At 32.4% G+C, this 25,497-nt stretch carries 20 protein-coding genes and 3 tRNA genes; 10 read left to right on the top strand and 13 right to left on the bottom strand.

All coding sequences use genetic code 11. The features are described from left to right. Positions 1–44: 44 nt before the first annotated feature. Both C8C85_RS00320 and C8C85_RS00315 read left to right on the top strand, forming a co-directional pair. Positions 45–689: a DUF47 domain-containing protein gene (locus C8C85_RS00320; protein ID WP_116795284.1), complete on the top strand. Its 645-nt coding sequence runs from the start codon at positions 45–47 to the stop codon at positions 687–689. 29 nt (positions 690–718) lie between these two features. Continuing rightward, a complete protein-coding gene (locus tag C8C85_RS00315) occupies positions 719–2,068 on the top strand; it encodes an inorganic phosphate transporter (RefSeq protein WP_116795283.1) in 1,350 nt (449 codons plus the stop codon). A gap of 307 nt (positions 2,069–2,375) precedes the next feature. Here the strand turns inward: C8C85_RS00315 and C8C85_RS00310 are convergent, their stop codons facing one another. The 3 genes from C8C85_RS00310 to C8C85_RS00295 all read right to left on the bottom strand — a co-directional run bounded on the left by C8C85_RS00310 (position 2,376) and on the right by C8C85_RS00295 (position 7,143). Continuing rightward, positions 2,376–2,891, bottom strand: coding sequence for a DUF421 domain-containing protein (locus C8C85_RS00310; protein WP_116795282.1), 516 nt, complete (start codon positions 2,889–2,891; stop codon positions 2,376–2,378). A 174-nt stretch (positions 2,892–3,065) separates the two neighbouring features. Beyond that, a complete protein-coding gene (rimK, locus tag C8C85_RS00300; RefSeq protein WP_116795280.1) occupies positions 3,066–4,436 on the bottom strand; it encodes a 30S ribosomal protein S6--L-glutamate ligase in 1,371 nt (456 codons plus the stop codon). Positions 4,437–4,575: 139 nt separating this feature from the next. Beyond that, positions 4,576–7,143 carry an ATP-dependent Clp protease ATP-binding subunit gene (locus C8C85_RS00295; RefSeq protein WP_116795279.1) on the bottom strand — a complete coding sequence of 856 codons (2,568 nt, stop codon included), beginning with the start codon at positions 7,141–7,143 and terminating at the stop codon, positions 4,576–4,578. 260 nt (positions 7,144–7,403) lie between these two features. Between C8C85_RS00295 and gyrA the strand changes: the two genes are divergently transcribed. The 3 genes from gyrA (at position 7,404) to C8C85_RS00280 (ending at position 13,152) form a co-directional block, all read left to right on the top strand. Beyond that, positions 7,404–10,022: a DNA gyrase subunit A gene (gyrA, locus tag C8C85_RS00290; protein WP_116795278.1), complete on the top strand. Its 2,619-nt coding sequence runs from the start codon at positions 7,404–7,406 to the stop codon at positions 10,020–10,022. 40 nt (positions 10,023–10,062) lie between these two features. Then, the gene (locus tag C8C85_RS00285) at positions 10,063–11,331 is read left to right on the top strand and encodes a tetratricopeptide repeat protein (RefSeq protein WP_116795277.1); all 1,269 of its coding nucleotides are present in this window, start codon (positions 10,063–10,065) and stop codon (positions 11,329–11,331) included. 756 nt (positions 11,332–12,087) lie between these two features. After that, positions 12,088–13,152 (top strand): hypothetical protein, encoded by a 1,065-nt coding sequence (locus C8C85_RS00280; protein ID WP_165818075.1) that lies wholly within the window; start codon positions 12,088–12,090, stop codon positions 13,150–13,152. Positions 13,153–13,206: 54 nt separating this feature from the next. Here the strand turns inward: C8C85_RS00280 and C8C85_RS00275 are convergent, their stop codons facing one another. Then, a complete protein-coding gene (locus C8C85_RS00275; RefSeq protein WP_116795275.1) occupies positions 13,207–13,968 on the bottom strand; it encodes a C40 family peptidase in 762 nt (253 codons plus the stop codon). A gap of 103 nt (positions 13,969–14,071) precedes the next feature. Next, complete coding sequence (locus tag C8C85_RS00270; RefSeq protein ID WP_116795274.1) at positions 14,072–15,256, bottom strand: acetyl-CoA C-acyltransferase; 1,185 nt, start codon at positions 15,254–15,256, stop codon at positions 14,072–14,074. 522 nt (positions 15,257–15,778) lie between these two features. Here C8C85_RS00270 and C8C85_RS00265 point away from each other — a divergent pair. The 5 genes from C8C85_RS00265 (at position 15,779) to C8C85_RS00245 (ending at position 17,525) form a co-directional block, all read left to right on the top strand. Then, a tRNA-Ser gene (locus tag C8C85_RS00265) sits at positions 15,779–15,865 on the top strand. A gap of 79 nt (positions 15,866–15,944) precedes the next feature. Beyond that, positions 15,945–16,019, top strand: a tRNA-Pro gene (locus tag C8C85_RS00260). Between the two features lie 13 nt (positions 16,020–16,032). After that, positions 16,033–16,106, top strand: a tRNA-Arg gene (locus C8C85_RS00255). A gap of 97 nt (positions 16,107–16,203) precedes the next feature. Then, positions 16,204–16,857 (top strand): M15 family metallopeptidase, encoded by a 654-nt coding sequence (locus tag C8C85_RS00250; RefSeq protein WP_116795273.1) that lies wholly within the window; start codon positions 16,204–16,206, stop codon positions 16,855–16,857. A 488-nt stretch (positions 16,858–17,345) separates the two neighbouring features. Then, complete coding sequence (locus tag C8C85_RS00245; protein ID WP_116795272.1) at positions 17,346–17,525, top strand: hypothetical protein; 180 nt, start codon at positions 17,346–17,348, stop codon at positions 17,523–17,525. Positions 17,526–17,589: 64 nt separating this feature from the next. On the opposite strand, the gene C8C85_RS00240 is transcribed toward C8C85_RS00245, so the two are convergent. The 8 genes from C8C85_RS00240 to tsaD form a co-directional block, all read right to left on the bottom strand. Then, complete coding sequence (locus C8C85_RS00240; protein ID WP_116795271.1) at positions 17,590–18,156, bottom strand: hypothetical protein; 567 nt, start codon at positions 18,154–18,156, stop codon at positions 17,590–17,592. 88 nt (positions 18,157–18,244) lie between these two features. Then, positions 18,245–19,426, bottom strand: coding sequence for a THUMP-like domain-containing protein (locus C8C85_RS00235; protein ID WP_116795270.1), 1,182 nt, complete (start codon positions 19,424–19,426; stop codon positions 18,245–18,247). Position 19,427: 1 nt separating this feature from the next. Beyond that, a complete protein-coding gene (locus C8C85_RS00230) occupies positions 19,428–20,519 on the bottom strand; it encodes an AI-2E family transporter (RefSeq protein WP_116795269.1) in 1,092 nt (363 codons plus the stop codon). A gap of 77 nt (positions 20,520–20,596) precedes the next feature. Then, positions 20,597–21,547: a zinc metalloprotease gene (locus tag C8C85_RS00225; protein WP_116795268.1), complete on the bottom strand. Its 951-nt coding sequence runs from the start codon at positions 21,545–21,547 to the stop codon at positions 20,597–20,599. Positions 21,548–21,774: 227 nt separating this feature from the next. Then, positions 21,775–22,725: a zinc metalloprotease gene (locus C8C85_RS00220; RefSeq protein WP_116795267.1), complete on the bottom strand. Its 951-nt coding sequence runs from the start codon at positions 22,723–22,725 to the stop codon at positions 21,775–21,777. A gap of 320 nt (positions 22,726–23,045) precedes the next feature. Next, positions 23,046–23,690: a DUF4159 domain-containing protein gene (locus C8C85_RS00215; protein ID WP_116795266.1), complete on the bottom strand. Its 645-nt coding sequence runs from the start codon at positions 23,688–23,690 to the stop codon at positions 23,046–23,048. Between the two features lie 30 nt (positions 23,691–23,720). Beyond that, positions 23,721–24,428 (bottom strand): 16S rRNA (uracil(1498)-N(3))-methyltransferase, encoded by a 708-nt coding sequence (locus C8C85_RS00210; RefSeq protein WP_116795265.1) that lies wholly within the window; start codon positions 24,426–24,428, stop codon positions 23,721–23,723. 3 nt (positions 24,429–24,431) lie between these two features. Further along, positions 24,432–25,454, bottom strand: coding sequence for a tRNA (adenosine(37)-N6)-threonylcarbamoyltransferase complex transferase subunit TsaD (gene tsaD, locus C8C85_RS00205; RefSeq protein ID WP_116795264.1), 1,023 nt, complete (start codon positions 25,452–25,454; stop codon positions 24,432–24,434). Positions 25,455–25,497: the final 43 nt, after the last annotated feature.

Here is a 25,497-nt window from a genome sequence, read left to right as displayed (position 1 = left end):
GCTTTAAATAATGAAGTAATTTTGCACTACTAAAACATAAACAAATGTCATTAAATAGTATTTTTCAATTTTTAGTTCCAAAAGACAAAAAATTCTTTCCTCTTTTCGAAGAAGCATCAAGTAATTTAATCGAATTGGCTTCAATTTTGCACGAAGCCGTAAATCTTCCATTGAAAGAAAGAGAAGTTCTTTTTCTTAAAATAGATGAATTAGAACAAAAAGGTGAAGACATTACACGTCAAACCAATTTAGAATTGAGTAGAAATTTCATTACTCCTTTTGACAGGGAAGATATTCACTCCCTAATCACTTCAATTGATTATGTAGCCGATTATCTTCATGGTGCCGCTTCAAGAATGCGTTTATATCAGGTGGATAAAATCACGAAGTCAATTCGTAAAATGACAGAAATCAATCTAGAGGCCTGTCAAAATATTGATGTTGCGGTAAAAGAGTTGAAAAACTTGAGCAATATGAAAACGATCACCAACGCTTGTGCTAAAATAAATAAGTTGGAAAACAAGTCGGATATGGTATATAACAAAGCTGTTTTTGAGATTTTCGAAAACGAAACCGATGCCAAAAATATCATTAAATATAAAGAAGTGTTGTCAGTTTTAGAATCAGCAACTGATAAATGTAAGAGTGTTGCCAGTGTTTTAGAATCTATTACGGTAAAACATTCTTAATTTAATTCTATTCATTTGAAGATATTGATATGACTTTACTCATAATTATTATAGTTCTAGCATTAATTTTTGATTACATCAATGGTTTCCATGATGCTGCAAATGCTATTGCTACTGTTGTTGCAACCAAGGTTTTATCGCCTTTCCAAGCGGTACTTTGGGCAGCTTTTTTTAACTTTTTGGCGTACTGGGTTTTTGGCTTGGGTGTTGCAAATACCGTTGCAAAAACGGCCGATTCAAGTCAAATTGATTTAGTCGTTATCCTTGCAGGTGTTGTAGCGGCAATTGTTTGGAATTTAATTACTTGGTGGCAAGGAATTCCTTCCAGTTCTTCACATACTTTAATTGGTGGTTTTGCTGGTGCTGCGATTGCTCATGCAATTACAGTGCACGGTTTTTCAGATTATATTTTAATTGAAGATGGAGTTCAGCACACTAGACATTGGTATGATATTGTAAGTTGGTACAAAGCAGGAAAAGATGGTGGTATGCCTTCTGGAGTAGTGATTATTATTGCATTTATAGTTCTTGCCCCTTTGTTAGGAGCCTTTATGTCGTATTTAATTTCTATTTGGTTGTTGAATGCTTCCAGAAAAAGGATTTTGCCTAAATTGTTTACAATTGGATTAATGATATTGTCAATTTGGTTTGTTTATAGCCAAATGGTTCCGTTCGAAAAAATCGAAAAACCTCGTTTTGAATCTTCTGTTTTTTGGAGTGTTGTATTTGAATCTCATAATATTAAGTGGTTTTTGGTAGCTTTTATAATACTTTCGATTTCAACATTTGCTTTAGTATTTAGTAGTTTAAATTTACACAAAGCGGATGCAGTTTTGAAAAAAATGCAATTACTGTCTTCAGCAGCTTTTAGTTTAGGTCACGGTGGAAATGATTCACAAAAAGTAATGGGAATTATTGCTGCGGCTGTGGCGGTTTATATCAAAACTAGCGGTGTCGATATTATGAATCTTCCAGATTGGTTGCAAGTAGTTCTTCCAGATGATGATAAAGGTATAAAAGGAGCAATGCCTGAATGGATTCCATTGGCTTGTTATACGGCTATTGCTGTTGGAACATTAAGTGGGGGTTGGAAAATTGTGAAAACAATGGGTTCTAAAATCACCAAAGTGACTTCTTTTGAAGGAGTGGCTGCTGAAACTGCGGGAGCCTTGACGCTTTATTTTACAGAACATTTTAAAGTGCCGGTAAGTACAACGCATACTATTACAGGATCTATTATTGGAGTTGGATTAACGAAACGTATTTCAGCTGTTCGTTGGGGTGTAACGGTGAGTTTACTCTGGGCTTGGGTACTAACGATTCCTGTTTCAGCATTATTGGCTGCGCTAGTATATTGGTTTCTGAATATATTTTTGTAAAAACAATACACATTATATAAAACCATTCGTATTCCGAATGGTTTTTTTTATGCCTTAAAATTTACTTTTATATTTTTTGGAGCAAAGACCTGTTCAGCAATAATCAGCAGTTCTCCAGCTGTCCACTGTATTCCCGATTAATAAAAACTACGGCAAAAAAGCCTTGTTTTTCTATATTGGGAGATGCCGTTTCCATCTGGGCTAAATGACTAGTTTAGTGCTTTTATCAGCTTTTCAAACAAAAGAATTCTATGAAAACAGTTATGGTTTAGGGAGAAAATAAATTTCAGAAGATTTTATGGTAGAACTAATTCCCCTGAATTAAATTTTTATGGTTTTTTCTACGCTTGTAATGGGTTTGCTTTAGAGTATTTCCGCCTGTTATGATACTTATGTTCCCGTCAATTTCAAGCATTGCCAGTTTTACATCCTTAAAAGATTCTACCCCATGCTCTCTCATGGCTTCTTTCAATTCATCCGAAGTGATGTCTAACTTACTCAAGTTTTTGAAATCTAAAGTTCCGTTGTGAATTAGAATTTCTGGCTTTTCAAGCATGAATTCACCGAAATTTTGGTAACGGTACATTAGTTTCTTTAAGATGAAATTAATCCCAAAAAGTATTGTTGCTGCTGCTAGACCTCCCCAAAGTGTTGTGTTGTTTCCGACCATCGCATTTTGAACGGAGTTGCTTATCAGTAGAATCAAAATCACATCAGCGGTATTGAGTTGGGATAATTCTTTTTTACCAAAAATACGCAACGCAATAACCATGAATAAATATACAGCTGCACTGCGAATGACGATGTCTAGATAAGGATTCATAGTTTGGATTTCGGTTTTCAGATTTTAGATTTCAGATTTCAGATTTCAGATTTCAGATTAAGAATGTTAAGCATCAAATTGTATTTAGATTATATTTTTTATAGTCTTTTCTGTTTTCTGCCATCTACTTTCTGTTATCTGTATTCTTTGCTCTTTTTTCTATTTTCTAAAAATTTATTTTATCTTAAAGTTTTTCTCAATCGCTTTAATCATTTCTCCGGCAATATCTTTATTGGTAGCGCCTTCAATTCCTTCAAGCCCTGGTGAAGAGTTTACTTCAAGTAATAAAGGCCCTTTTGCGGAGCGGATAATATCCACACCAGCAACTTTTAAATCCATTGCTTTGGCCGCTTTTATGGCAATCCTTTTTTCTTCAGCGGTAACTTTAATTACCGATGCTGTTCCACCCAAATGGATATTGGCTCTAAATTCACCTGGCATGGCTTCTCTTTGGATTGCGGCAACAACTTTTCCATCAATTACAAAACAACGGATATCTTTTCCGTTGGCTTCTTTGATGAATTCTTGTACCAATATATTAGCATTAAGACTTTTGAATGCGTTAATTACACTTTCTGCCGCTTTTTTAGTTTCAGCCAAAACAACACCCTTTCCTTGCGTTCCTTCCAGTAATTTTACAATGAGAGGAGAACCTCCAACCATTTTGATTAAATTATCAGTATCTAATGGAGAATTGGCAAATCCAGTCGTTGGGATATCTACACCGTGATTTAATAACAATTGCAAAGAAAAAAGTTTGTCCCTAGATTGTGTAATAGCAGTAGAAGAGTTTAAACAATACACTTTTAAAGCTTCAAACTGTCTAGTTAAGGCACAACCGTAAAAGGTGATACTCGGCCTAATTCTAGGAATAATAGCATCAAATTGATTTAATATTTTTCCACCGCGGTAATGAATTTCTGGAGTTTTGGCATCCAGTTTCATGTAGCATTCTTTGATATTCAAAAAATGCATTTCGTGACCACGCATTTCTCCAGCTTCCATAATTCTTTTGTTGCTGTACAATTCAGGATTACTTGCTAAAAGGCCTATTCTTAAACCTGAGCTTGCTTTTTCTGAATTTTTATATAATTCAACAAGACTTTCTGTGGTAGGTTGTCCTAAAAGATATTTTTGTTCCGGGTCAACCAATATTCTTCCGCTCATGGCTTCTCGTCCCAAAAGCATTCTAAAGCCCATTGAATCACGATTTGTAAGGGTCATTTCGATAGGCCATTTCGAATCTCCAATGGCAATACTAGTCTGAATTACATAGCGGTGTTCCCTAAAGCCACTAGAACTTTTTACAATCCTTTTGTCAACCATAGGAGCTTCACAATGGATAACAGTTTTTATATTGTTCTGTATAGGATTTATGTCAAACTTCACCCAATTCGCATCATTTTTTATAAATGGTGCAATATTGATGGCGTGCAATGCAGATGTTTTTGCGCCAGAATCGACACGAGCTTTAATTGTAGGTATTCCTAATTCTGGAAAAGAGCACCATTCTTCGCTACCCAGTATGACTTTATTTTGAAACATAAATTAATTTTGTTGATCTTTTTTATAACTATCAAATGTAGATATTTGTTTTTAAAAAAATACGATAATATCCTATAAAAAACAAACCCGTTATGTTATTAAAACGTAACGGGTCTGTTATGTAATATTTTATTTTAAATTATTGATTAGTAGGTTCTTCAGCTTGGTTTCTTGGTTCTTCGGCTTTATGAATATTTACCGTTAATTCTTGAGAACCATCTTCGATATCCATAAAGATTTCATCACCAGAAGCAATTTTTGAAGTGATAATTTCTTCAGCCAATGTATCTTCCACATATTTCTGAATTGCTCTTTTTAATGGTCTTGCACCAAATTGTTTGTCGAAACCTTTATCGGCGATAAATGCTTTGGCTTTGTCAGACAATTTTAACTTATAACCCAGCTCTTCGATACGGTCATAAAGTTTTTTTAATTCGATTTCAATGATTAAATTGATATCTTCTTTTTCTAAAGTGTTAAATACAATTACATCATCAATTCTGTTCAAAAATTCGGGTGCAAAAGTTTTCTTTAAAGCGTTTTCAATAACGCTTTTAGAATTATCATCGGCTTGTGCAATTTTGGCAGCAGTACCAAATCCAACTCCTTGTCCGAAATCTTTCAATTGACGAGCTCCAACATTAGATGTCATAATGATAATCGTATTCTTGAAATCAATTTTTCGACCTAAACTATCGGTTAAAAAACCATCGTCAAGCACTTGTAGCATCATGTTGAAAACATCTGGATGTGCTTTTTCAATTTCATCGAGTAAGACCACACAATAAGGTTTTCTGCGAACTTTTTCAGTTAATTGTCCACCTTCTTCGTAGCCTACATATCCCGGAGGCGCTCCAACCAATCTTGAAATCGCAAATTTCTCCATGTATTCACTCATGTCAATTCGAACCAGTGCATCCTCCGAGTCGAATAATTCCTTCGCAAGAACTTTGGCTAATTGTGTTTTTCCAACACCTGTCTGACCTAAGAAAATGAAAGAACCAATCGGTTTGTTCGGATCTTTCAATCCAGCTCTATTTCTTTGAATTGAACGAGCGATTTTTAAAACAGCCTCGTTTTGTCCAATTACTTTATTTTGAATAAGTTCAGGCAATTTGGCCAGTTTATTGCTTTCTGTTTGTGCAATACGATTTACCGGAATTCCAGTCATCATTGATACGACATCAGCAACATTATCTTCGGTAACCAATATTCTATTGTTTTTAGAATCTTCTTCCCATTGCTCTTGTGCTATGGCTAAATCTTTTTCTATCTTTTTTTCATCATCACGAAGTTTAGCTGCTTCTTCATATTTTTGTTTTTTAACAACCAAGTTTTTCAATTCGCGAACTTCTTCCAGTTGTCGTTCCAAATCTAATATTTGTTTTGGAACATCAATATTGGTAATGTGAACTCTTGATCCAGCTTCGTCCAATGCATCAATGGCTTTGTCTGGTAAAAATCGTTCAGACATGTATCGATTCGTTAATTTAACACAAGCTTCAATAGCTTCGGGAGTGTAAATTACATTATGATGATCTTCATATTTGTTTTTAATGTTGTTCAAAATAGCAATAGTTTCTTCGACAGAAGTCGGTTCTACAATTACTTTTTGGAAACGTCTTTCAAGTGCGCCATCTTTTTCTATGTATTGACGGTATTCGTCTAATGTAGTTGCGCCTATACATTGAATTTCACCTCTTGATAATGCAGGTTTGAACATATTGGAAGCGTCTAGTGAACCTGTTGCTCCTCCAGCGCCAACAATCGTATGAATCTCATCTATGAAAAGAATGATATCATCATTTTTCTCTAATTCATTCATTACAGCTTTCATTCTTTCTTCAAACTGTCCTCTATATTTGGTTCCAGCGACAAGGCTTGCTAAATCTAGAGTAACTACACGTTTGTTGAATAATATACGGGAAACTTTCTTTTGAATGATTCGCAGCGCAAGACCTTCGGCGATAGCAGATTTACCAACTCCTGGTTCACCTATTAGCAAAGGGTTGTTCTTTTTACGGCGACTCAAAATTTGAGAAACACGTTCTATTTCTTTTTCGCGTCCTACAACAGGGTCTAATTTTCCCTCTTCTGCCATTTCAGTTAAATCTCTTCCGAAGTTGTCAAGTACAGGAGTTTTAGATTTTTTATTTGATTTATTGGCAGGATTATTGAAATTACCTTCCTTGAGGCTGTCATCTTGTCCTGAATCGTCATTGTAGGATTCGTTTTTTGGCAAGTTTTCTAAAAAATCGTCTTCGTTTGGAGTCATGTTGATGTATTGTTCTTTAGCTACGTCATAATCTATTTTAAGTTTATTCAATAGCTTGGTTGTAGGATCATTTTCGTTTCTCAAGATGCACAACAGTAAGTGTGCAGTGCTGATTGATGAACTTTGGAAAACTTTTGCTTCTAAAAAAGTAGTTTTCAAAGCGCGTTCTGCTTGACGTGTCAGATGTAAATTTTTCTTTTCTACACTAACATCAATGCTAGGGCTGGCGGGGCTTAGGATTTCAACCTTTCTTCTTAAATGATCAAGATCAACAGACAGGTTGTTAAGGATGTGAATTGCTTTACCATTTCCATCCCTTAGAATGCCAAGCATCAAATGTTCAGTACCTATAAAGTCATGTCCAAGGCGCAGAGCCTCTTCTTTGCTATAAGTAATAACGTCTTTTACTCTAGGTGAAAAATTATCATCCATATTGTTTGGTATTGTTATTGTAAATTTAGTGAATAAGATTATCAAAAGCAAAAATCATACCTTTAAATACTCCTACCGCTAAGTGACAAAAAAAATGATAACCATATAGTTAAAGCCTACTTAATTTATTAACTAAATCCCAATAAAAATTTGTTAATAAATCGAATAAATTTCTGTCTGTTTATGAGTGAAAACATATTGAGAAAGGTTATATTAGCGGGATTTTTTAAAACAAAATAATTTTAATTTAAGTATATATTATGTCTGAAGGAGAAAAGTTAATTCCTATTAACATTGAAGATGAAATGAAAACAGCTTACATCGATTATTCGATGTCAGTAATTGTGTCAAGAGCGCTTCCAGATGTTAGAGATGGCTTGAAACCAGTACATCGAAGAGTACTATTTGGAATGCATGATTTGGGAGTTAATTCAAGATCTGCCCATAAAAAATCCGCAAGAATTGTCGGGGAAGTTCTTGGAAAGTATCACCCTCATGGTGATACGTCTGTTTATGATGCCATGGTTCGTATGGCACAAGAATGGAGTATGCGTTATTTATTGATTGATGGTCAGGGTAACTTTGGATCTGTAGATGGTGATAGTCCAGCAGCAATGCGTTATACTGAGGCAAGAATGCGTAAGATTTCAGAAGAAATTCTAGCAGATATAGATAAAGAAACAGTTGATTTTAAACTGAATTTTGATGACACATTAGAAGAGCCGACAGTTATGCCGACTCGTGTTCCTACACTATTGATAAATGGTGCTACCGGAATTGCAGTAGGTATGGCAACAAATATGCCTCCTCACAACTTAACTGAAGTGATTAATGGTACGTTAGCTTATATGGATAATAATGACATAGAAGTTGACGAGCTAATGACGCATATCAAAGCTCCTGATTTTCCTACTGGAGGTATAATATATGGTTATGAAGGAGTTCGTGAAGCTTTTAAAACCGGAAGAGGTAGAGTAGTGATGCGTGCCAAAGTAGGTTTTGAAGAAGTGGATGGCCGTGAATCTATTATTGTTACCGAAATTCCATACCAGGTTAATAAAGCAGACATGATCAAACGTACTGCAGACTTGGTTAATGAAAAGAAAATCGATGGTATAGCTAATATTCGTGATGAATCGGATAGAAACGGAATGCGTATCGTTTATATATTAAAACGTGATGCTACACCGAATGTGGTTTTGAACACACTTTATAAGTTTACACAATTACAATCTTCTTTTAGTGTAAACAATATTGCAATTGTAAAAGGTCGTCCACAAATGTTGAATCTAAAAGATTTGATTCATTATTTTATAGAGCACCGTCACGATGTTGTTACTCGCAGAACGCAATTTGAATTGAAGAAAGCCGAAGCAAGAGCTCATATTTTGGAAGGTTTGATTATTGCTTCTGATAATATTGACGAAGTAATTGCGTTAATTAAAGCATCTAAAAGCACAGAAGAAGCAAGAGAAAAATTAATAGAAAGATTCAATTTGTCTGATATTCAATCTCGTGCAATTGTTGAAATGCGTTTGCGTCAATTAACTGGTCTGGAACAAGATAAATTAAGATCAGAATATGATGAGATCATGAAGTTAATAGAGCATTTAAAAGCTTTATTAGCAGATGTAAATTTAAGAATTGCACTGATAAAAGAAGAACTAACAGAAATTCGCGATAAATACGGGGATGAACGCCGTTCTCAAATTGAATATTCAGGCGGAGATGTAAGTATTGAAGATTTGATTGCAGATGAGAATGTGGTTATTACGATATCTCATGCGGGTTATATTAAACGTACAAACTTATCCGAATATAAAACACAAAATAGAGGAGGAGTTGGTCAAAAAAGTGCTGGTACAAGAGATCAAGATTTCTTGGAACACATGTTTGTTGCAACGAATCATCAATATATGATGTTTTTTACGCAAAAAGGGAAATGTTTCTGGATGCGCGTTTACGAAATTCCGGAAGGAAGTAAAACTGCAAAGGGTAGAGCTATTCAGAATTTAGTGAATATCGAAAGTGATGATAAAGTAAAAGCTTTTATCTGTACTCAAGATTTAAAAGATAAAGAGTATATCAATAGTCATAATCTTGTAATGGTGACCAAAAAAGGACAGGTTAAGAAGACTTCATTAGAGAAATATTCTAAACCAAGGGTTAACGGTGTTGCTGCAATTACGATTAAAGAAGGAGATGAATTATTGGAAGCTAAATTGACTAATGGTGAAAGCCAAATCATTTTAGCGGTTAAATCAGGTAAATTGGTTCGTTTTGAAGAAACCAAAACTCGTCCAATGGGAAGAACAGCTTCTGGAGTTCGTGGTATTACTTTAAAAGACGAAACTGACGAAGTGATTGGAATGGTTACTGTAAATGATATGAATAGTGAAATTCTGGTAGTTGCTGAAAATGGTTATGGAAAACGTTCTAGTCTAGACGAATATAGAATTACAAACCGTGGTGGTAAAGGAGTTAAAACTCTTAATATCACTGAGAAAACGGGTAAATTAATTTCTATAAATGCGGTAACAGATGCTGATGACTTGATGATTATAAATAAATCTGGTTTGACCATACGAATGGCTGTTGAAGATCTTAGGGTCATGGGAAGAGCAACACAAGGTGTTAAATTGATCAATATCAAGGGTAATGATTCAATTGCAGCTGTTACTAAAGTAATGAAAGATGATGCTGCAGAAGTAGTAGTAGATGAAGATGGGAATGTTATCGAAGATGCAGCAATCGAAAGAGTAAAACCTGTTTTGGAAGTGCTAGAAGATGATGGAGCAATTGAAGAGGATGAGGAAGAGGATGATGAGGAAATAGAAGAAGATGACTCAGATGAAGATGATGCTGATGATGAGGCATAATTAAACAGTAATAGAATAAATAAATATAAAATAGATTAATATGAAAAGTAGATATGTAATAATAGCGTCAGCATTATTTTTATCAGTAGCAAGTATTGCTCAAAAAAATGAAATAAAAGCTGCTGAAAAAGCATTAAAAGCGGGTAAGTCCGATGAGGCTATTACAATTTTAACAGGAGCAGAGTATTTGTCTGTTAATGCGCCTGATGCTGAAAAAGCACAATTCTTATTTGTAAAAGGAAATGCACATTTGGATTTGGCGAATAAAAATGTTGAGGCAGATAAGAATTTAAGTCTGGCGGCGAAAGCTTTTCAAGAATTATTGGAAGCTGAAAAAGCTTCTGGAAAAGCAAAATATTCGACACAAGCTGCAGCATCAATAGCTGAAATTAAAGGTAAATTAATTAATTCAGCAATTGAAGATACTAAAGCTAACAAGGATGCAGATGGAGCTAAAAAGTTGTATGAAGCTTATTTGTTAGAGAAAAAAGACACTATCAATCTTTATTATGCGGCATCTACTTACGTAAATGCAAAAGATTATGATACTGCTCTTAAGCTTTACGAGGAATTAAAAGTTTTAAACTATTCTGGAAAAGCAACTTATTATTATGCCGTAAATAAGGTAAATAATCAAGAAGATTATTTTACTACTGCTGCTGATAGAGATAGATTGGTAAAAATGGGGACTCATGAAAAACCAAGAAATGAAAATGTGCCTTCAAAAAGAGGCGAGATCTATAAAAATGTAGCTTTAATTTATGTGCAACAAGGAAAAATGGATTTGGCTAAAAAAGCAGTTTCTGATGCTAGAAAAGCAAATCCAGAAGATACTTCGTTAATTTTGACCGAGGCTAATTTGTATCTTGAGTCAAAAGATATGGTTACTTATAAAAAACTAATTTCTGAGGCATTGGAAAAAAATCCAAATGATGTAGATTTGATTTTTAATTTAGGTGTTGTTAGTGCTGGAGCGAAAAACTATGCTGAAGCTGAAAAATTCTATACTAAAGTTATGGAATTGGATCCAAAATACATCAATGCTTATATTAATATGGCTGCAATGAAATTGGATGATGAAAAAGGTATCATTGATGAGATGAATAAACTTGGTAATTCTGCTGATGATATGAAACGTTATAATGTTTTGAAAAAGAAACGTGAAGACTTGTTTAGAAGCACAATTCCATATCTAGAGAAAGCGGTAGCGTTAGATCCTAAAAATGTTGATGTAGCAAAAACATTATTGAATGTTTACAGTGCATTGGAAATGACTACAGAATATAAAACTTTGAAAGCAAAAATGTAATTTTGACCAAATAGTTAAATTAAATCCTGCTCGAGCATAATCGACGCAGGATTTTTTATTTTACTTGTTTTTTTTAAAGAAAAACACAAACAATTGAGCTTCTTTCTTTGGTTAATACTAGAATAGGAAGTATATGTCGATTTTAACAGGATATTATATTGATTTATTATTTTAAATATCTTAAGGAATGTGAATTGATGTTTTGGTTTATGTTGAATAAAGTTATTATAATGCAATAATACTTTGAAACTGTATGATTTTTTTTTGAATAAAATGGAAAACAGTAGAGTTTGCCTCATTTTACGAAATCGTTATCTTTTTGTTAAAATTTATTAATATTTTATTTGTGCAATCAAAAAATAATTTTATTTTAGAGAAAAATTATGAGTTTAGAAATCGATATAGTTGACTGAAAGCTTATGTAAAGTAAGTATTGTTAATTGTGTAAAGATTAAAATTTGTAATTTGTAAAATTAATTGCTTAAAAATTGTTTAACTAAAAAAAATAAATATGCCAAAAACTACTTTCTTCTAAAATGTCAAAAAAAAAAACATTTACTAGCGGTAAAAGTTATTTTAAAACTTTACTGAATTAACTTTTTAATTTGCATTTTTAAGCCCTTTTAGTGTTTTATTCTCCTTTTTTGTTTAGTGAGTATTATAGTCTTTTTAAACTTTGGAACGAGTAAGATTTGATTTTTGCACTAATTTCTATATATAATTAAACCCCTAATATTAACAACTAAACTTAACCTAATGAAAAGAAAATTTGTAATGCTATCAATAGTGTTATTGATAAATGCTGGTGTGTATGCACAAAAGGATCAAATTAAAACTGCTCAGTCAGTTTTTGAAAGTGGAAAATCTCAAGATGCATTGGGTATTTTGAAAAAAATCGAATATTTGATTTACAATTCAACTGATGAGGAAAAATCTGATTTCTATTTATTGAAAGGTAATATTTTAAAAGACTTAGCTTCAAAAAATATTGACATGGCTAATAATCTTTCTTTGGCAGCTGAGGCTTATCAAGAATTGATTAAAGCGGAAAATGAGGCAGGGAAGTATAAATATTCTTTACAAGCAAATACAGCTTTGAGAGAGATGAAATCTACTCTTGTTAATGGTGCAGCAGATGATTATAAAGCAGGAAAATATAAAGAAAGTGCCGAAAAAAGTTATAAGGTCTATTTATTTGATAAAAAAGACACTTTAAATTTATTTAATGCAGCTTCTTCATCGATGACGGTAAAAGATTTTGATTCAGCAATTAAATATTATGAAGAACTAAAAAGAATTAATTATTCTGGAAAAGGGATAATTTATTTTGCCACAAATAAAAAAACAAAAGTTGAAGAAAGTTTTGCTTCTGCAGCCGTTAGAACAGCAAGTATTACTGCAGGGTTTCATGAAAAACCTAGAGATCAGTTTTCACCATCTAAAAAGTTAGAAATTAATAAAAATTTAGCTTTTATCTATCTTGAAAAAAATGATGCAGTTAAAGCTGAAATTTGTTATAATAAAGTTTTAGAGTTAGATCCAAATTATATTGATGCATATATCAATTTAACATATGTTAAATTGGAATCTAAAAAGGCTTTAGTGGATCAGATGGCGGCTTTGGGTAATACTCCAAAAGAGATGGAGCTTTATGATCAGTTGAAAGCTAAAAAAGATGATTTGGTAAGAAGTGTGATTCCATATCTTAAAAAAGCATTGGTTATTGAACCTAAAAATCAAGATGTTTTGAAGTCTCTTTTAGGCGTTTATAGATCTTTGGATATGACTAATGAATATAATTCCTTAAAAGCAAGTATGTAGCTTTGTGATTGTGATAAATAAAAAAAATGCTAGAAAATTTTTCTAGCTTTTTTTTTATATAATTTTTTTAATTACTCTTAGTTTATGAGTGTGTTTGTTTATTTCGGCATTATAGATTCCTAAATGATCTAATCTGTCAATTCTTACTTTTCCGCTGGCGTGAATAATATAGTTGTTTTCCATTATTATTCCCACATGAATTATATTTCCTTCGTCATTGTCAAAAAAAGCCAAATCACCAGGTTCGCTTTCTTCTATAAAACTTAATGCTTCTCCTTGAGTTGCTTGTTGTGATGCATCTCGTAATAATTTATAGCCATTTAGTTTGTAAACCATTTGCGTAAAACCGGAACAATCTATTCCAAAAGGTGTTTTTCCTCCCCATAAATAGGGGGCGCTCAAATACATGAAAGCTGAATTTAGTAAATTATTTTTTGGTTTTACTCCATTAATTTTGGTTCCTTCGAAATCAAAATTACTTGTGTTGATTTCAGGATAATTTAAAAAAGACAGGGAAGCTCCAAGTGGTATGGGAATTAATAAATTGGAAGGTGCTATAATGTATTCTATCAAATCGCCATTGAGGATGATTGCGTCCGACGAAAGTTGGTTGAAGCAAGATTCTGTAATAGGTTGAAATTGTTTGGTATCTATCCAGCCTTCGTATTCATCATATTGCATTTTTATATAAGACCATTGTTTATGTTGTTCCAAAACTTCAAAATGTTCTCCAAATAAGACTTGAGAAACAATTTCACTTTTATCACTAGCTTCGGCACGAAGTGGAATCATGGCTAAATTACAAATCCCAAACATTTATATAAATTAGAAATTAAAATAATACGAATCAAAAATATCTGTAAAAATAGTAATTTTCAATTCGTATTATTTAATAATTGTATTTTATTTAAAGTGATATTTATGAAATGTTTCGTTCAATAACAAAGGCAGAAGCTCCGCCGCCGCCGTTACAAATAGCAGCTGCTCCATATTTTGCATTATTTTGTTTCAAAACATTTAATAATGTAACAATTATTCTAACCCCTGAACAGCCAAGAGGATGTCCTAATGATACGGCTCCGCCATTAACATTTACTTTTTGATTGTCTAACCCAAGTATCTTTGAATTGGCTAGTCCAACTACTGAAAAGGCTTCGTTGAATTCAAAATAATCAATTTCATCTAAAGTCAGATTGGCTTTTGCTAATGCTTTAGGGAGTGCTTTTGCAGGACTCGTTGTAAACCATTTTGGTTCTTGGGCAGCATCTGCATAACCTCTTATGTATGCTAATGGTTTTAAACCTAAAGAAATTGCTTTTTCTTCACTCATCAAAATAACTGCGGCTGCACCATCATTTATGGTTGATGCATTTGCTGCGGTAACGGTGCCGTCTTTTGTAAATACTGCATTTAGCGTAGGTATTTTTTCTAACGATACATTAGTAAATTCTTCATCTTTTGAAATGAGTATCGGCTCACCTTTTCTTTGAGGAACGGCTACAGGAACTATTTCGTTATCGAATTTTCCTTCACTCCACGCTTTAGCAGAACGCTCGTAAGATTGTATTGCAAAATTATCTTGTTCTTCTCTTGATATTTTATATTCTGCTGCGCATAGGTCAGCAGAAACCCCCATGGCATTGTTATCATACGCGTCTGTTAATCCATCTTTTTGCATTCCGTCGACCATTGTGCTAGGACCAAATTTGGTTCCGCTTCTTAAGTTCATATAATGCGGAATTAAACTCATATTCTCCATTCCTCCGGCAACAACAATTTCTGCATCTCCACATTGAATGGCTTGTGATCCTAACATTAGAGCTTTCATTCCAGAAGCACATACTTTATTGACAGTTGTACAAGCGACATTATTTGAAAGGCCAGCATAAATGGCAGCTTGACGTGCTGGAGCTTGACCTACGCCAGCTTGCACGACATTACCCATAAAAATTTCGTCAACTAAATTTGGATCTAATTGTATTTTTTCTAGCGCACCTTTAATGGCTATTGCTCCTAATTTTGGTGCGGTAATTGTAGATAATCCTCCCATAAAACTGCCGATAGGTGTTCTAACAGCAGAAACGATAACAACTCTTTTGCTCATGTTTATTATATGTTGATTTATTATAGCAAATTTAAACTTATTTTGTAAAATTCAAATTTTTATTGAATTTAAATTAGGATATATTTAACGAATCTCTGTTTTTGGGTTTGTTTTTGTTTAATTTACTAATAAATGAGATTGCCCATTTTCGAGGTATAAATAAATTTTAATTAAAAAAAAATGCACTAGCACGCTTTGTTTTATGGTTCTCCATTATGAAATGTCTTTGTTTGTTTAGTTATGATTTTATTGTATGCTTAAAATAGTAAATCATAAAAATGGGAGCGATGGGAAGTTTAAATTAATATTTAAAAACAATTTACTCGTTCGTTTTAGTGACAATAGACCGTTTTTATTTTTTTAGTGGAAAAAATGATTTTTTAGGCGCTAGTTATATCTTTGATAGTGAAGTCGTTTGAATAAATAGTAGAAAAATATGAAAAAAAAGTGCTGAAATAGTTGTGAGAAACGTAAACATGTCTTAAGTTTGCAACCGCAAAACAGGACACGTTCCTTGAGCTTGGAGAGTTGCCTGAGTGGCCGAAAGGACTTGTTTGCTAAACAAGCGTATGGGTAACTGTACCAAGGGTTCGAATCCCTTACTCTCCGCAATTTATTCATGATTAAGAATCGTAGCAAGATTCAATATTTTATTATATTTTCATAAAATAAATTAATAGATTGTTTTCGGGGTGTAGCGTAGCTCGGTTATCGCGCCTGCTTTGGGAGCAGGAGGCCGCAGGTTCGAATCCTGCCACCCCGACAAATAAAATAATGGACGCATAGCTCAGCTGGATAGAGCACCTGCCTTCTAAGCAGGCGGTCGAAGGTTCGAATCCTTCTGCGTTCACAAGAAAGCTCCTATTGTAGGGGCTTTTTTTGTTTTTAGAGGGTTTTACTTTTTTAATCCTTTTAAATTTCCTTATTTTTATGGAAATTTATTAGTTATGACTTCTTATTTCAAGCCTTTATTCTTTTTTCTTTTTCTACTAAACCTACTTAAATGTAATTCACAAACTATTACAAATGCATCAGCGACTATAGTTGCAATCAATGATACCACTTTTGTTAATTTAAAAGACTTCAGTCAAGATTTCATGTATGATATGAGGTACGCTACAGATGACAATTTTTTGAAATCTAAAGTATATGATTGTGCCGAATGTTATTTGCGTTATAAAACCGTAAAAGAGCTAATTTTGGCTAATCAAAGATTTATGAAGAAAGGTTTTAAAATAAAACTTTTTGATTGTTATCGACCTTTAGACATTCAAAAAAGAATGTGGGCTATAGTTCCGGATCCTACATATGTTGCAAACCCAAGCAAAGGTTCAATCCATAATAGAGGAGGGGCTGTAGATATCACATTGGTTAATTTTGAAGGTAAAGAATTGGATATGGGAACTTCTTTTGATTTTTTCGGAAAAGAAGCCAGTCATGACTATCGTGGTTTTTCAAAAGAAATTTTAAATAATAGAAATCTGCTGAGAAAGGTTATGGTTAAGGAACATTTTAATTCGTTTGATTCTGAATGGTGGCACTATAATTTGAAAGCTGGTTTAAATGACAGAGTTTCCAATTTTAAATGGGATTGTAATTAGGTTTGCTTATTATCATAAAATTTTTCTTTTTTTACTTCAAAAAAATCTTTTTTATTGTATTCTTACTCTTAAGGAGTTACGAAATGGTTTATTTAATCAGCTCTTTTTCTTGTTAAAATTTATTTGTGTTAACTATCTAAAGTCTTGCTAGTTGTGAATTTTGAAAGAATTAACGCTAAAATAAGTGTAAAATATGCATTTCATCGATTATATTGTTATTTAATTGATTTATATATTTACTTTCGCGCTTTAAATCATTTAAAAACAATGATTTATAGTTCGATTAAATTAACCCCCATATTGAATACAATAGCAAACATAAAAAATGCTATTAAATTCAGTTTTTGATTTAAAAATAATGAGATTGACTTGATCAAAATTTGTTTATTGGCAAATTAAGAGATATCAAAGATGTTTGTTTAGGCTGTTGATTAAATAAGTTCTTAAATTTTATTTTTTAAATTAAAAAAAAACATACGAATCGTTAGATGAAAAGGATATTGCAGAATAGTTTTTTTAAATGTATTGGACCGGAAAATAAGTCAGGAATTACATTTGTAGAAGTGGTTGTTGTTGGATTACTAGTTCCATTGGTAGTGCGAAATGTGAAGAATTATGTTATCAATATTGATAAACAAAATGATAATCAAGAGGGTTACAATGCATAAAAAAAACATTTACAAATGAATCTTAATTCATTGATAAATGTTTTTTATTTTGAGTAAAAGATGCTTATTCTATACAACGTATGTTGTCCATGAAATAAGTTTCTGGATGGTATACTTTTCCGTCTAGTTCAGCTGTAAATTCTTTTTTGAATATAATGTCTTCAACATCTGTTAAGTATTTTATTCGCATTAAGGAAACAGGAGATATTTTTAAGTCTTCATAGTTCTCTTTCGTGAACATAAAAATCCCTGACTTCACCCTATTGTCAAAACCTTTATCATCTCGCACCATAGAACCGCAATTTTCTTGGTCTATATGTAGCAGAGTAACTATTTTTCCATTTTGAAGCTGCAAAAATATTTTTGAATCTTTGTCAAAACAATTCGCTTTTACAAAATCTTTACTTTTTTGTATTAATTGTACGGTCAGCGTTGGTAATCCATCGGTCAAAGCTAAGGAATAAAAAATATAATTGGAATTCCCTCCAAAAACTTTTTCACTTATTAAGTATTCTTTTGTGGATTTGTAGGTTCCAATAGAATCGGTAACATTTGTTGCATAATCACAAGGTTTTTGAGCAAAAATATTAAAACTTAAAAAGCATAAGGCTGTAACAAGAATGTATTTCATATTATGTAAAATTTATTTTTTAACGGTCAAATATGTTGTCGTCTTTATTTATTGGTTTTGATCTCCCAAAAGGGTATTAATGACGATTTCATTTTATTTTGGTGCAAATTAAAACAATTTTGGTGTTATTTTCGTCGGTTGTAAAAAAACAATATAAATCTCCGCCATCTTTTATTTTCCACTTTTTTCTTATGCTTTCAACTGAATCAGCAAAATTTCTTGTAGTAATATTGGCTTTCTGATTTTCTAAATATTGTTTCATATCACTTTTGTTATAAGTAATACAATTTTTAATTTCAAAAATTCTGCCAGGGAAATCTCTTTGTTCATTCGAGGTATATAAATGGGAATGTTTATGCAATTTATTCAATCCATAAAAAAGGCCAACTTGGTCAAAACCGCCTGATTTCATAATGGAACTATTGGGTTCGTAGAGATATTTTTGTGGTAAACTAAAGGATGGCTGTTCGTGAGTTTCGTTTAAAATAAATTCAAATGTTTCCGTTTTTTCTTTTAAAAGATTTATGGTTTTAATACCAATAGTTCCTTGGTAATCTTTGCTTAATTCCCATAATAATTCCTTTACTTCATTCTCAACTGCAACTATATGGATGGATTTGATATGGTTTAATTCATTAATACCAGCAGTAATATCTAATATTGGCGCCGTTTTTATCAAGATGTAATTTGATTTTTCAAAATAAAAGTCCAAATTTTCGGGTACATTGGGCAAACAATCCTTTAGCATGAATACCTTCCCTTTGCTGTCATTTCTTCTGGAAGGATCTATGTAAATCCAATCCCATTTGGTGTTTATGCTTAACAATGTTTCAAAGCTATCACCTACATAGCAAGTTATATTATTGCTGTTTAATTGTTTACAGTTGTGTTGAACAATATTGGATAATTCAGCATTGATTTCACAATGTGCTACGTTTTTTATTTTTTTAGAAAAATAGTAATCATCAATGCCAAATCCACCTGTTAAGTCTATTAAATTGTCACCCGAAACAATTGAACTTTTGTATAAAGCTGTCTTTTCGGAAGAAGTTTGTTCAACTGATATTTTACTTGGATAAATTATATTTTTAGTTGAAAACCAGGTTGGCAGTTTGTCTTTTGCCTTTGATTTTGCAGCAATTTGATTTATAATGGAAATCCACTCCACAGCAGGAAATGGATTTTTTTGAAGAGCCAATTTAGAAATAGAGGTCCCAATATTTAAATCAATAAATTCTTGAATTTTAGAGTCTAAAATGTCTAGGTTCAATTTATAAGTTTTTTGTTATTTGTTGAATAAATTTATTGTCCGGAAAAAACTCTTTGCTAATTACTTTTATGATAGTGTACAAAGGAACGGCAATAATCATCCCCATAATACCAAATAAGAATCCTGCAATCAATATGACAAGAAATATTTCTAAAGGATGAGAACTAACACTTTTTGAAAAAATGATTGGCTGAGAAAAGTTATTATCGATTACCTGTACAATCCAAAAGCCTATTAATACATAAATGGTCGTAGGCAAGATTTCAGACTGAAAATCGGAACCTAAGTTGCTTAACATTGTTAAAATAGCTGCCAAGATGGAAGCAATTAATGGACCTATGTATGGAATGATATTTAAAACTGCACATAAAAAAGCAATTACAAATGCATCCGGGATTCCAAAAATAAACAATACAATAGTATATAATATGAAAACGATGAACAGTTGAATTAGTAAACCTATAAAATATCGAGAAAGTAGGGTATTTATTTTTTCAACAGAATTCAAAATTTTTTCTTCATGAGAGTCTGGAATAAGTAGTTTGGCTCCTTTTAAGAATATGGATTTGTCTTTAAGGAAGAAAAAGGTAATGAAGAGAACGGAACCAAGACCCATTCCGAAGTTACTAATTGTTCCGACCACAGAATTTAAAAAATTAGGTATTATATTTAAATTTAGGATTGATTTGTAATTTTTTGCATCAAAAATTGTTGCGGAGTCTATATGATGTTGCTCCAAAAAAATGTTTAATTTTTTGAAAAGTTCTAAACTATTCTTTTCAATTTCAATAGTATTTAAAAGAGATAAATTTTGTCCTTGTGATATGATTAATGGGATGAACATCATTATGAAACCAAAGATGATTAAAATATAAATCATTAAAACGGTAATGGATGCAATTGTATGTCTGAATTTTAATCTTTTCTTGAAAAAATCTAAAATAGGTATTCCAATTAAGGTAAGTATTAATGAAACTAATAGATAAATCAGTACGTTTTGAATTTGATACAGAAAATATAGAAGTAAAGTAGTTAAGATTAAAGTAGCAATTGCCCTTAAAATCCCATTTGCAATAATTTTGGATGTTATCATATCGTTGTATTTGGTTATAAAGATAAAAAAACTCGCCAAAAAGCAGCGAGTTTTGAAAACTATAAATTTATATATGACTATTGAGCGAAACCAGCTCTTACTCCGCCAGAAACAAATAATGCTGACATTCGTGCTTTTTGACCGTTAGTAAACATATACATTCCTCTATCATCAGTATAATCCATGTAATTCATTGTCATTTCATTGTGAGTTGGTAAACATAAACTCACATATGGATATGCTGGGACACCAAAATTAGAAGTTTTTGCAACTGGTGTGTCAGCGACTAGATCATTGCCGCAAGAGGAATCACCCCAAATATGGCGTAAATTCATCCAGTGCCCAACTTCATGAGTTGCTGTCCTTCCAAGATTATAAGGATAACTGTCACTGGCTGATAGACCAAAATATTTAGAATCAATTACAACACCATCGGTTGCTTGTGAACCTCCTGGGAATTGCGCATATCCTAAGATTCCATTTCCAATTTTGCAGGCCCAAATGTTCAATGTTGTACTTGGCGTTGTAGGGTCAATGCCTCCTTTTTTTGAGCTTTTCATTGCATCCCTTGTTCCCCATGAAGTTTTTGTTGTCGATTTCCGCACAATTTTTACTAGCTCAAATGTAATACCAATATTTGCAGCAACTGCAGCAAATTCAGCTGGAGTGCTAGAAAAATCAGAATTTGTAGCTGTATAATCTTTATTTAAAACATCTATCTGTGATTGTATTTGATTATCAGAGATGTTTTCTGCCGAAGTTCTATATAAAAGATTTACTACTACAGGAATTACAACTTTACCATTTACTAAACGTTTAGTTAGTACTGCTTCTTTGGTAAAAGCTTCAATTTGATTCATTCTCACTGCCAATGTGGGATCCTCTTTTAATTGTGCTTCAAGAACTTCTTGTGTTGCACAACTGCGAAGCGTTGGCGAATCTAGTTGGGAGATCTCGGATCCATTATCTTCATTTTGACATGAAAAAAGCATTATAAATGCAACTGCGGATAAAATAATTTTTTTCATAATAATTTATGTGTTTAAAAAATTGATTATCAGTTAATTAAGTGCAATTTACAATTTATTGTTGTTAAAATATGAAGAAAATAATAGTTTTTTTATAACATCTTTAATATCAAAAGGTCGAAATTTTTTTTTAATAATGTTTTGGAAATTGCAAGCATAAAAAAACTCGCTATCAAGTAGCGAGTTTTTCATTTTAATAACAAATTAAATCAAATAACAAAAAGCAATTAAATTCCAAAAGCAGCTCTTGCGCCACCAGAAACAAATATTGCCGACATTCTATTTTTTTGCCCAATTGAAAACATATACATAGCATTGTCATCTGTGTAATCCATGTAATTCATTGTCATTTCAACAGGAGTACCAGTACAAGTGCTATAGTGAGGATAAACTGGAACACCATAATTAGCATCATTATGAGTAGGAGTGTCAGAAACTAAATCGCTACCACAAGTAGCATCTCCCCAAATGTGTCTTAAATTCATCCAGTGCCCAACTTCATGTGTTGCTGTTCTTCCTAGATTATATGGCGCATTTGCAGATCCAGATAATCCAAAATATTTAGAATCAATTGCAACTCCATCGGTTGCAGAAGCACCTCCAGGAAATTGTGCATAACCTAGAATGCCACCGCCAATTGTACAAACCCATAAGTTTAATTTTGTGGTTGGTGAAATTGGGGCTAGACCACCCTTACTTGTTTTTTTCATGGCATCAGCAGTTCCCCAAGATGTTTTAGTCGTTGATTTTCTAACGATTTGATCAAGTACAAAAGTGATTCCTACGTTTGCTTTTACTCCTGAAAATAAAGCAGGAACCGAATTGTAATCGGAATTTAGTGCATTAAAATCTTTGTTCAAAACATCGATTTGAGATTGGATTTGGGTTGCAGAAATATTTTCGGCAGCTGTTCTGTATAAAACATTGACAACTACTGGAATTTCGACTTTTCCGTTAACTAAACGTTTTGTCAATAAAGCATTTTGAGTAAATGCTTCAATTTGGTTCATTCTAATAGCCAAAGTTGGATCGGCTTTTAATTGCGCTTCCAAAACGTCTTGTGTAGCACATTTTCGTTGGGTAATTGCATTTGTAGAATCGTTTTGTGATTCAGTTTGTTCATTTTGACAAGAAAATAACATTAAGCAAGCTGCCGCTGATAAAATTAATTTTTTCATAATAGTAATCATTTTTGTTAAATAAAAGTTTGTTTGGTTAATTATTATGCAATTTTATAACAAAATATCAGTTATTTAAAATTTTTTTAACAATAATTTTAGTCATTTTTAAGAATTAGCTGATTTTATTGACTTGGTTAATAGTAATTTAGGGGTATATACGTAGTTTTAAACTTGTTAATTTATGAAATTTGCTATGCTTCAAGATTTACTAATAAAATATTATTAGTATTTTACGTGTTAAAAAAATTATGCAACTAAAATTATTTTTCACTAAAAGAGAATTAAAGTATTGAAAGGAAATTTTTGTTTAAGAGAATCTAATTTGAGAAAACGTAATTTATAATATTGGCTCCCATTTTTAAAGCTTTTTCGCGAACTTCAAAAGGGTCATTATGGACTTCCGGATCTTCCCATCCATCACCTAGGTCGCACTCATATGTATAAAGAAGGACTAATTTATTTTCGATAAATATTCCAAACGCTTGTGCTCTTGTCCCGTCATGTTCATGGATTTTAGGCAAGCCGTTGGCAAAAACAAAAGGTTTTTGAAATATTGGATGGTTTGATGGTATTTCAATCAAACTATTATTTGGGAATATTTTTTTGATTTCCTTACGAATGTATTGGTCCATTCCGTAATTATCATCGATATGCAGAAAACCACCGCCAAATAAATACTTTCTTAAGTTTGTTACGTCACTTTCACTAAAAACAACATTGCCATGTCCTGTCATGTGAACAAATGGATAGGAAAAAAGGTCAGGACTGCTTGGTTCTACAGTTCTAGGTTTCGATTTTATTTTTGTGTTTATGTTGGCATTACAGTATTTTATTAAGTTTGGCAGTGAAGTTGGATTTGCATACCAATCGCCACCACCACTATATTTTAGTAAAGCAATTTCTTGAGAGAAACTGGTCAGAGAAGAGAATAGTAATAATAATAAAAATACTGTCTTTTTCATAAATTTGATTGTAGAATTGAATTTTAAAATCTAATCCTCATTAGTAAAAACAATACTGTGACAGGCAACTACAGCAGCAGTTTCTGTTCGTAATCGTGTTTCGCCTAGAGAAACAGGGATGTAATTGTTTTCTAATGCCAATTCGATTTCTTTGTTGGAAAAATCACCTTCAGGACCTATTAAAATAGTATAATCTGTTTTTGGTCTAAGAATTGATTTTAGCGATTTTTTATTGGTTTCTTCGCAATGGGCTATTAATTTTTCTCCTGAGTTTTCTCTTTTTATGAACTCTTTTAACGAAATAGCAGGATTCAATTTTGGAAGATACGTTTGATTGCATTGTTTCATTGCCGAAAGAATAATTTTTTCAAATCTTTCCGTATTTATTACTTTTCTCTCTGACCGATCACATACAATTGGAGTGATTTCATATATTCCAATCTCAGTAACTTTTTCAAGAAACCATTCGTAGCGATCATTCATTTTTGTGGGAGCAACCGCAAGATGTAATTTGTGTTTTGGAGCTTCAGTTTTTTGAATTTCTAAAATCTTAACGGTACATTTATTATCAGAGGCTAATGTAATTTCAGTTTTAAATAAAAAACCTAAACCATTAGTTACAAACAGTATGTCATTGTCTTTTTTACGTAATACTTTAATAACGTGTTTGCTTTCTTCTTTATCAAAAGAAAAGGTTTCGGTAGTTTCGTTTATTGTAGGGTTATAAAATAATTGCATAATTTAAAATTGTATTCGTGCTTTTGAAACAACTTCTGCAGTTTCAAATTTTTGGGATAAAAACTTTTGATAACCTACAATTCCAATCATTGCAGCATTATCGGTGGTGTATTCAAATTTAGGAATGTATGTTTTCCAACCGTATTTTGTTTCTGTTTCTTTCAAGGTATTTCTAATTCCTGAATTGGCCGAAACACCACCACCAATTGCAATTTGTGTGATGCCAGTTTCTTTTACGGCCATTTTTAGTTTATCCATCAATATTTCGATAATCGTATATTGAATGGAAGCACAGATGTCGTTTAAATTTTCTTCGATAAAATCAGGGTTTTCAATTTTCTTCTTTTGAATAAAATATAAAATAGCTGTTTTTAAACCCGAAAAACTAAAATCTAATCCTGGAACTTTTGGTTTTGTAAAAGGAAATGCTTTCGGATTTCCTAATTGTGCATATTTGTCAACCAAAGGGCCGCCCGGGTAGGGAAGACCAAGTATTTTGGCACTTTTGTCAAACGCTTCACCTACTGCGTCGTCTGTTGTTTCACCGATGATTGTTAAATCAAAAAAATCATCAACCCGCACAATTTGAGTATGTCCACCACTTATTGTTAACGCAAGAAAAGGAAAGCTAGGTTTGTCAAAACCTTCTTCATCTATAAAATGAGCCAAAATATGGGCATGCATGTGGTTTACTGCGATGAGAGGTATTTGTAAAGCCAATGCCATTGATTTTGCAAATGAACTTCCAACCAAAAGAGAACCCATAAGTCCAGGGCCTTGTGTAAAAGCAATTGCTGATAGCTGTTCTTTTTTAATATTAGCTTTTTTTAATGCAGCCTCGATTACTGGAACTATATTTTGTTGATGAGCCCGAGAAGCAAGCTCAGGCACAACGCCTCCATATTGATTATGAATTAACTGATTGGCAACAACATTTGACAGCACTTTGTCGTTACATAATACTGCAGCGGCAGTATCATCACATGAACTTTCTATGGCAAGTATATAAACCTCCGGAATTTGCATATAAACAGATGATTTTTGAAGTATATTTGATGGATTACTATAA

It is taken from the genome of Flavobacterium sp. 103, from assembly GCF_003096795.1.
Classification (GTDB): domain Bacteria; phylum Bacteroidota; class Bacteroidia; order Flavobacteriales; family Flavobacteriaceae; genus Flavobacterium.
The sequence above is the reverse complement of the archived record's forward strand: the minus strand, read 5'-3'. Positions and strand labels throughout refer to the sequence as shown.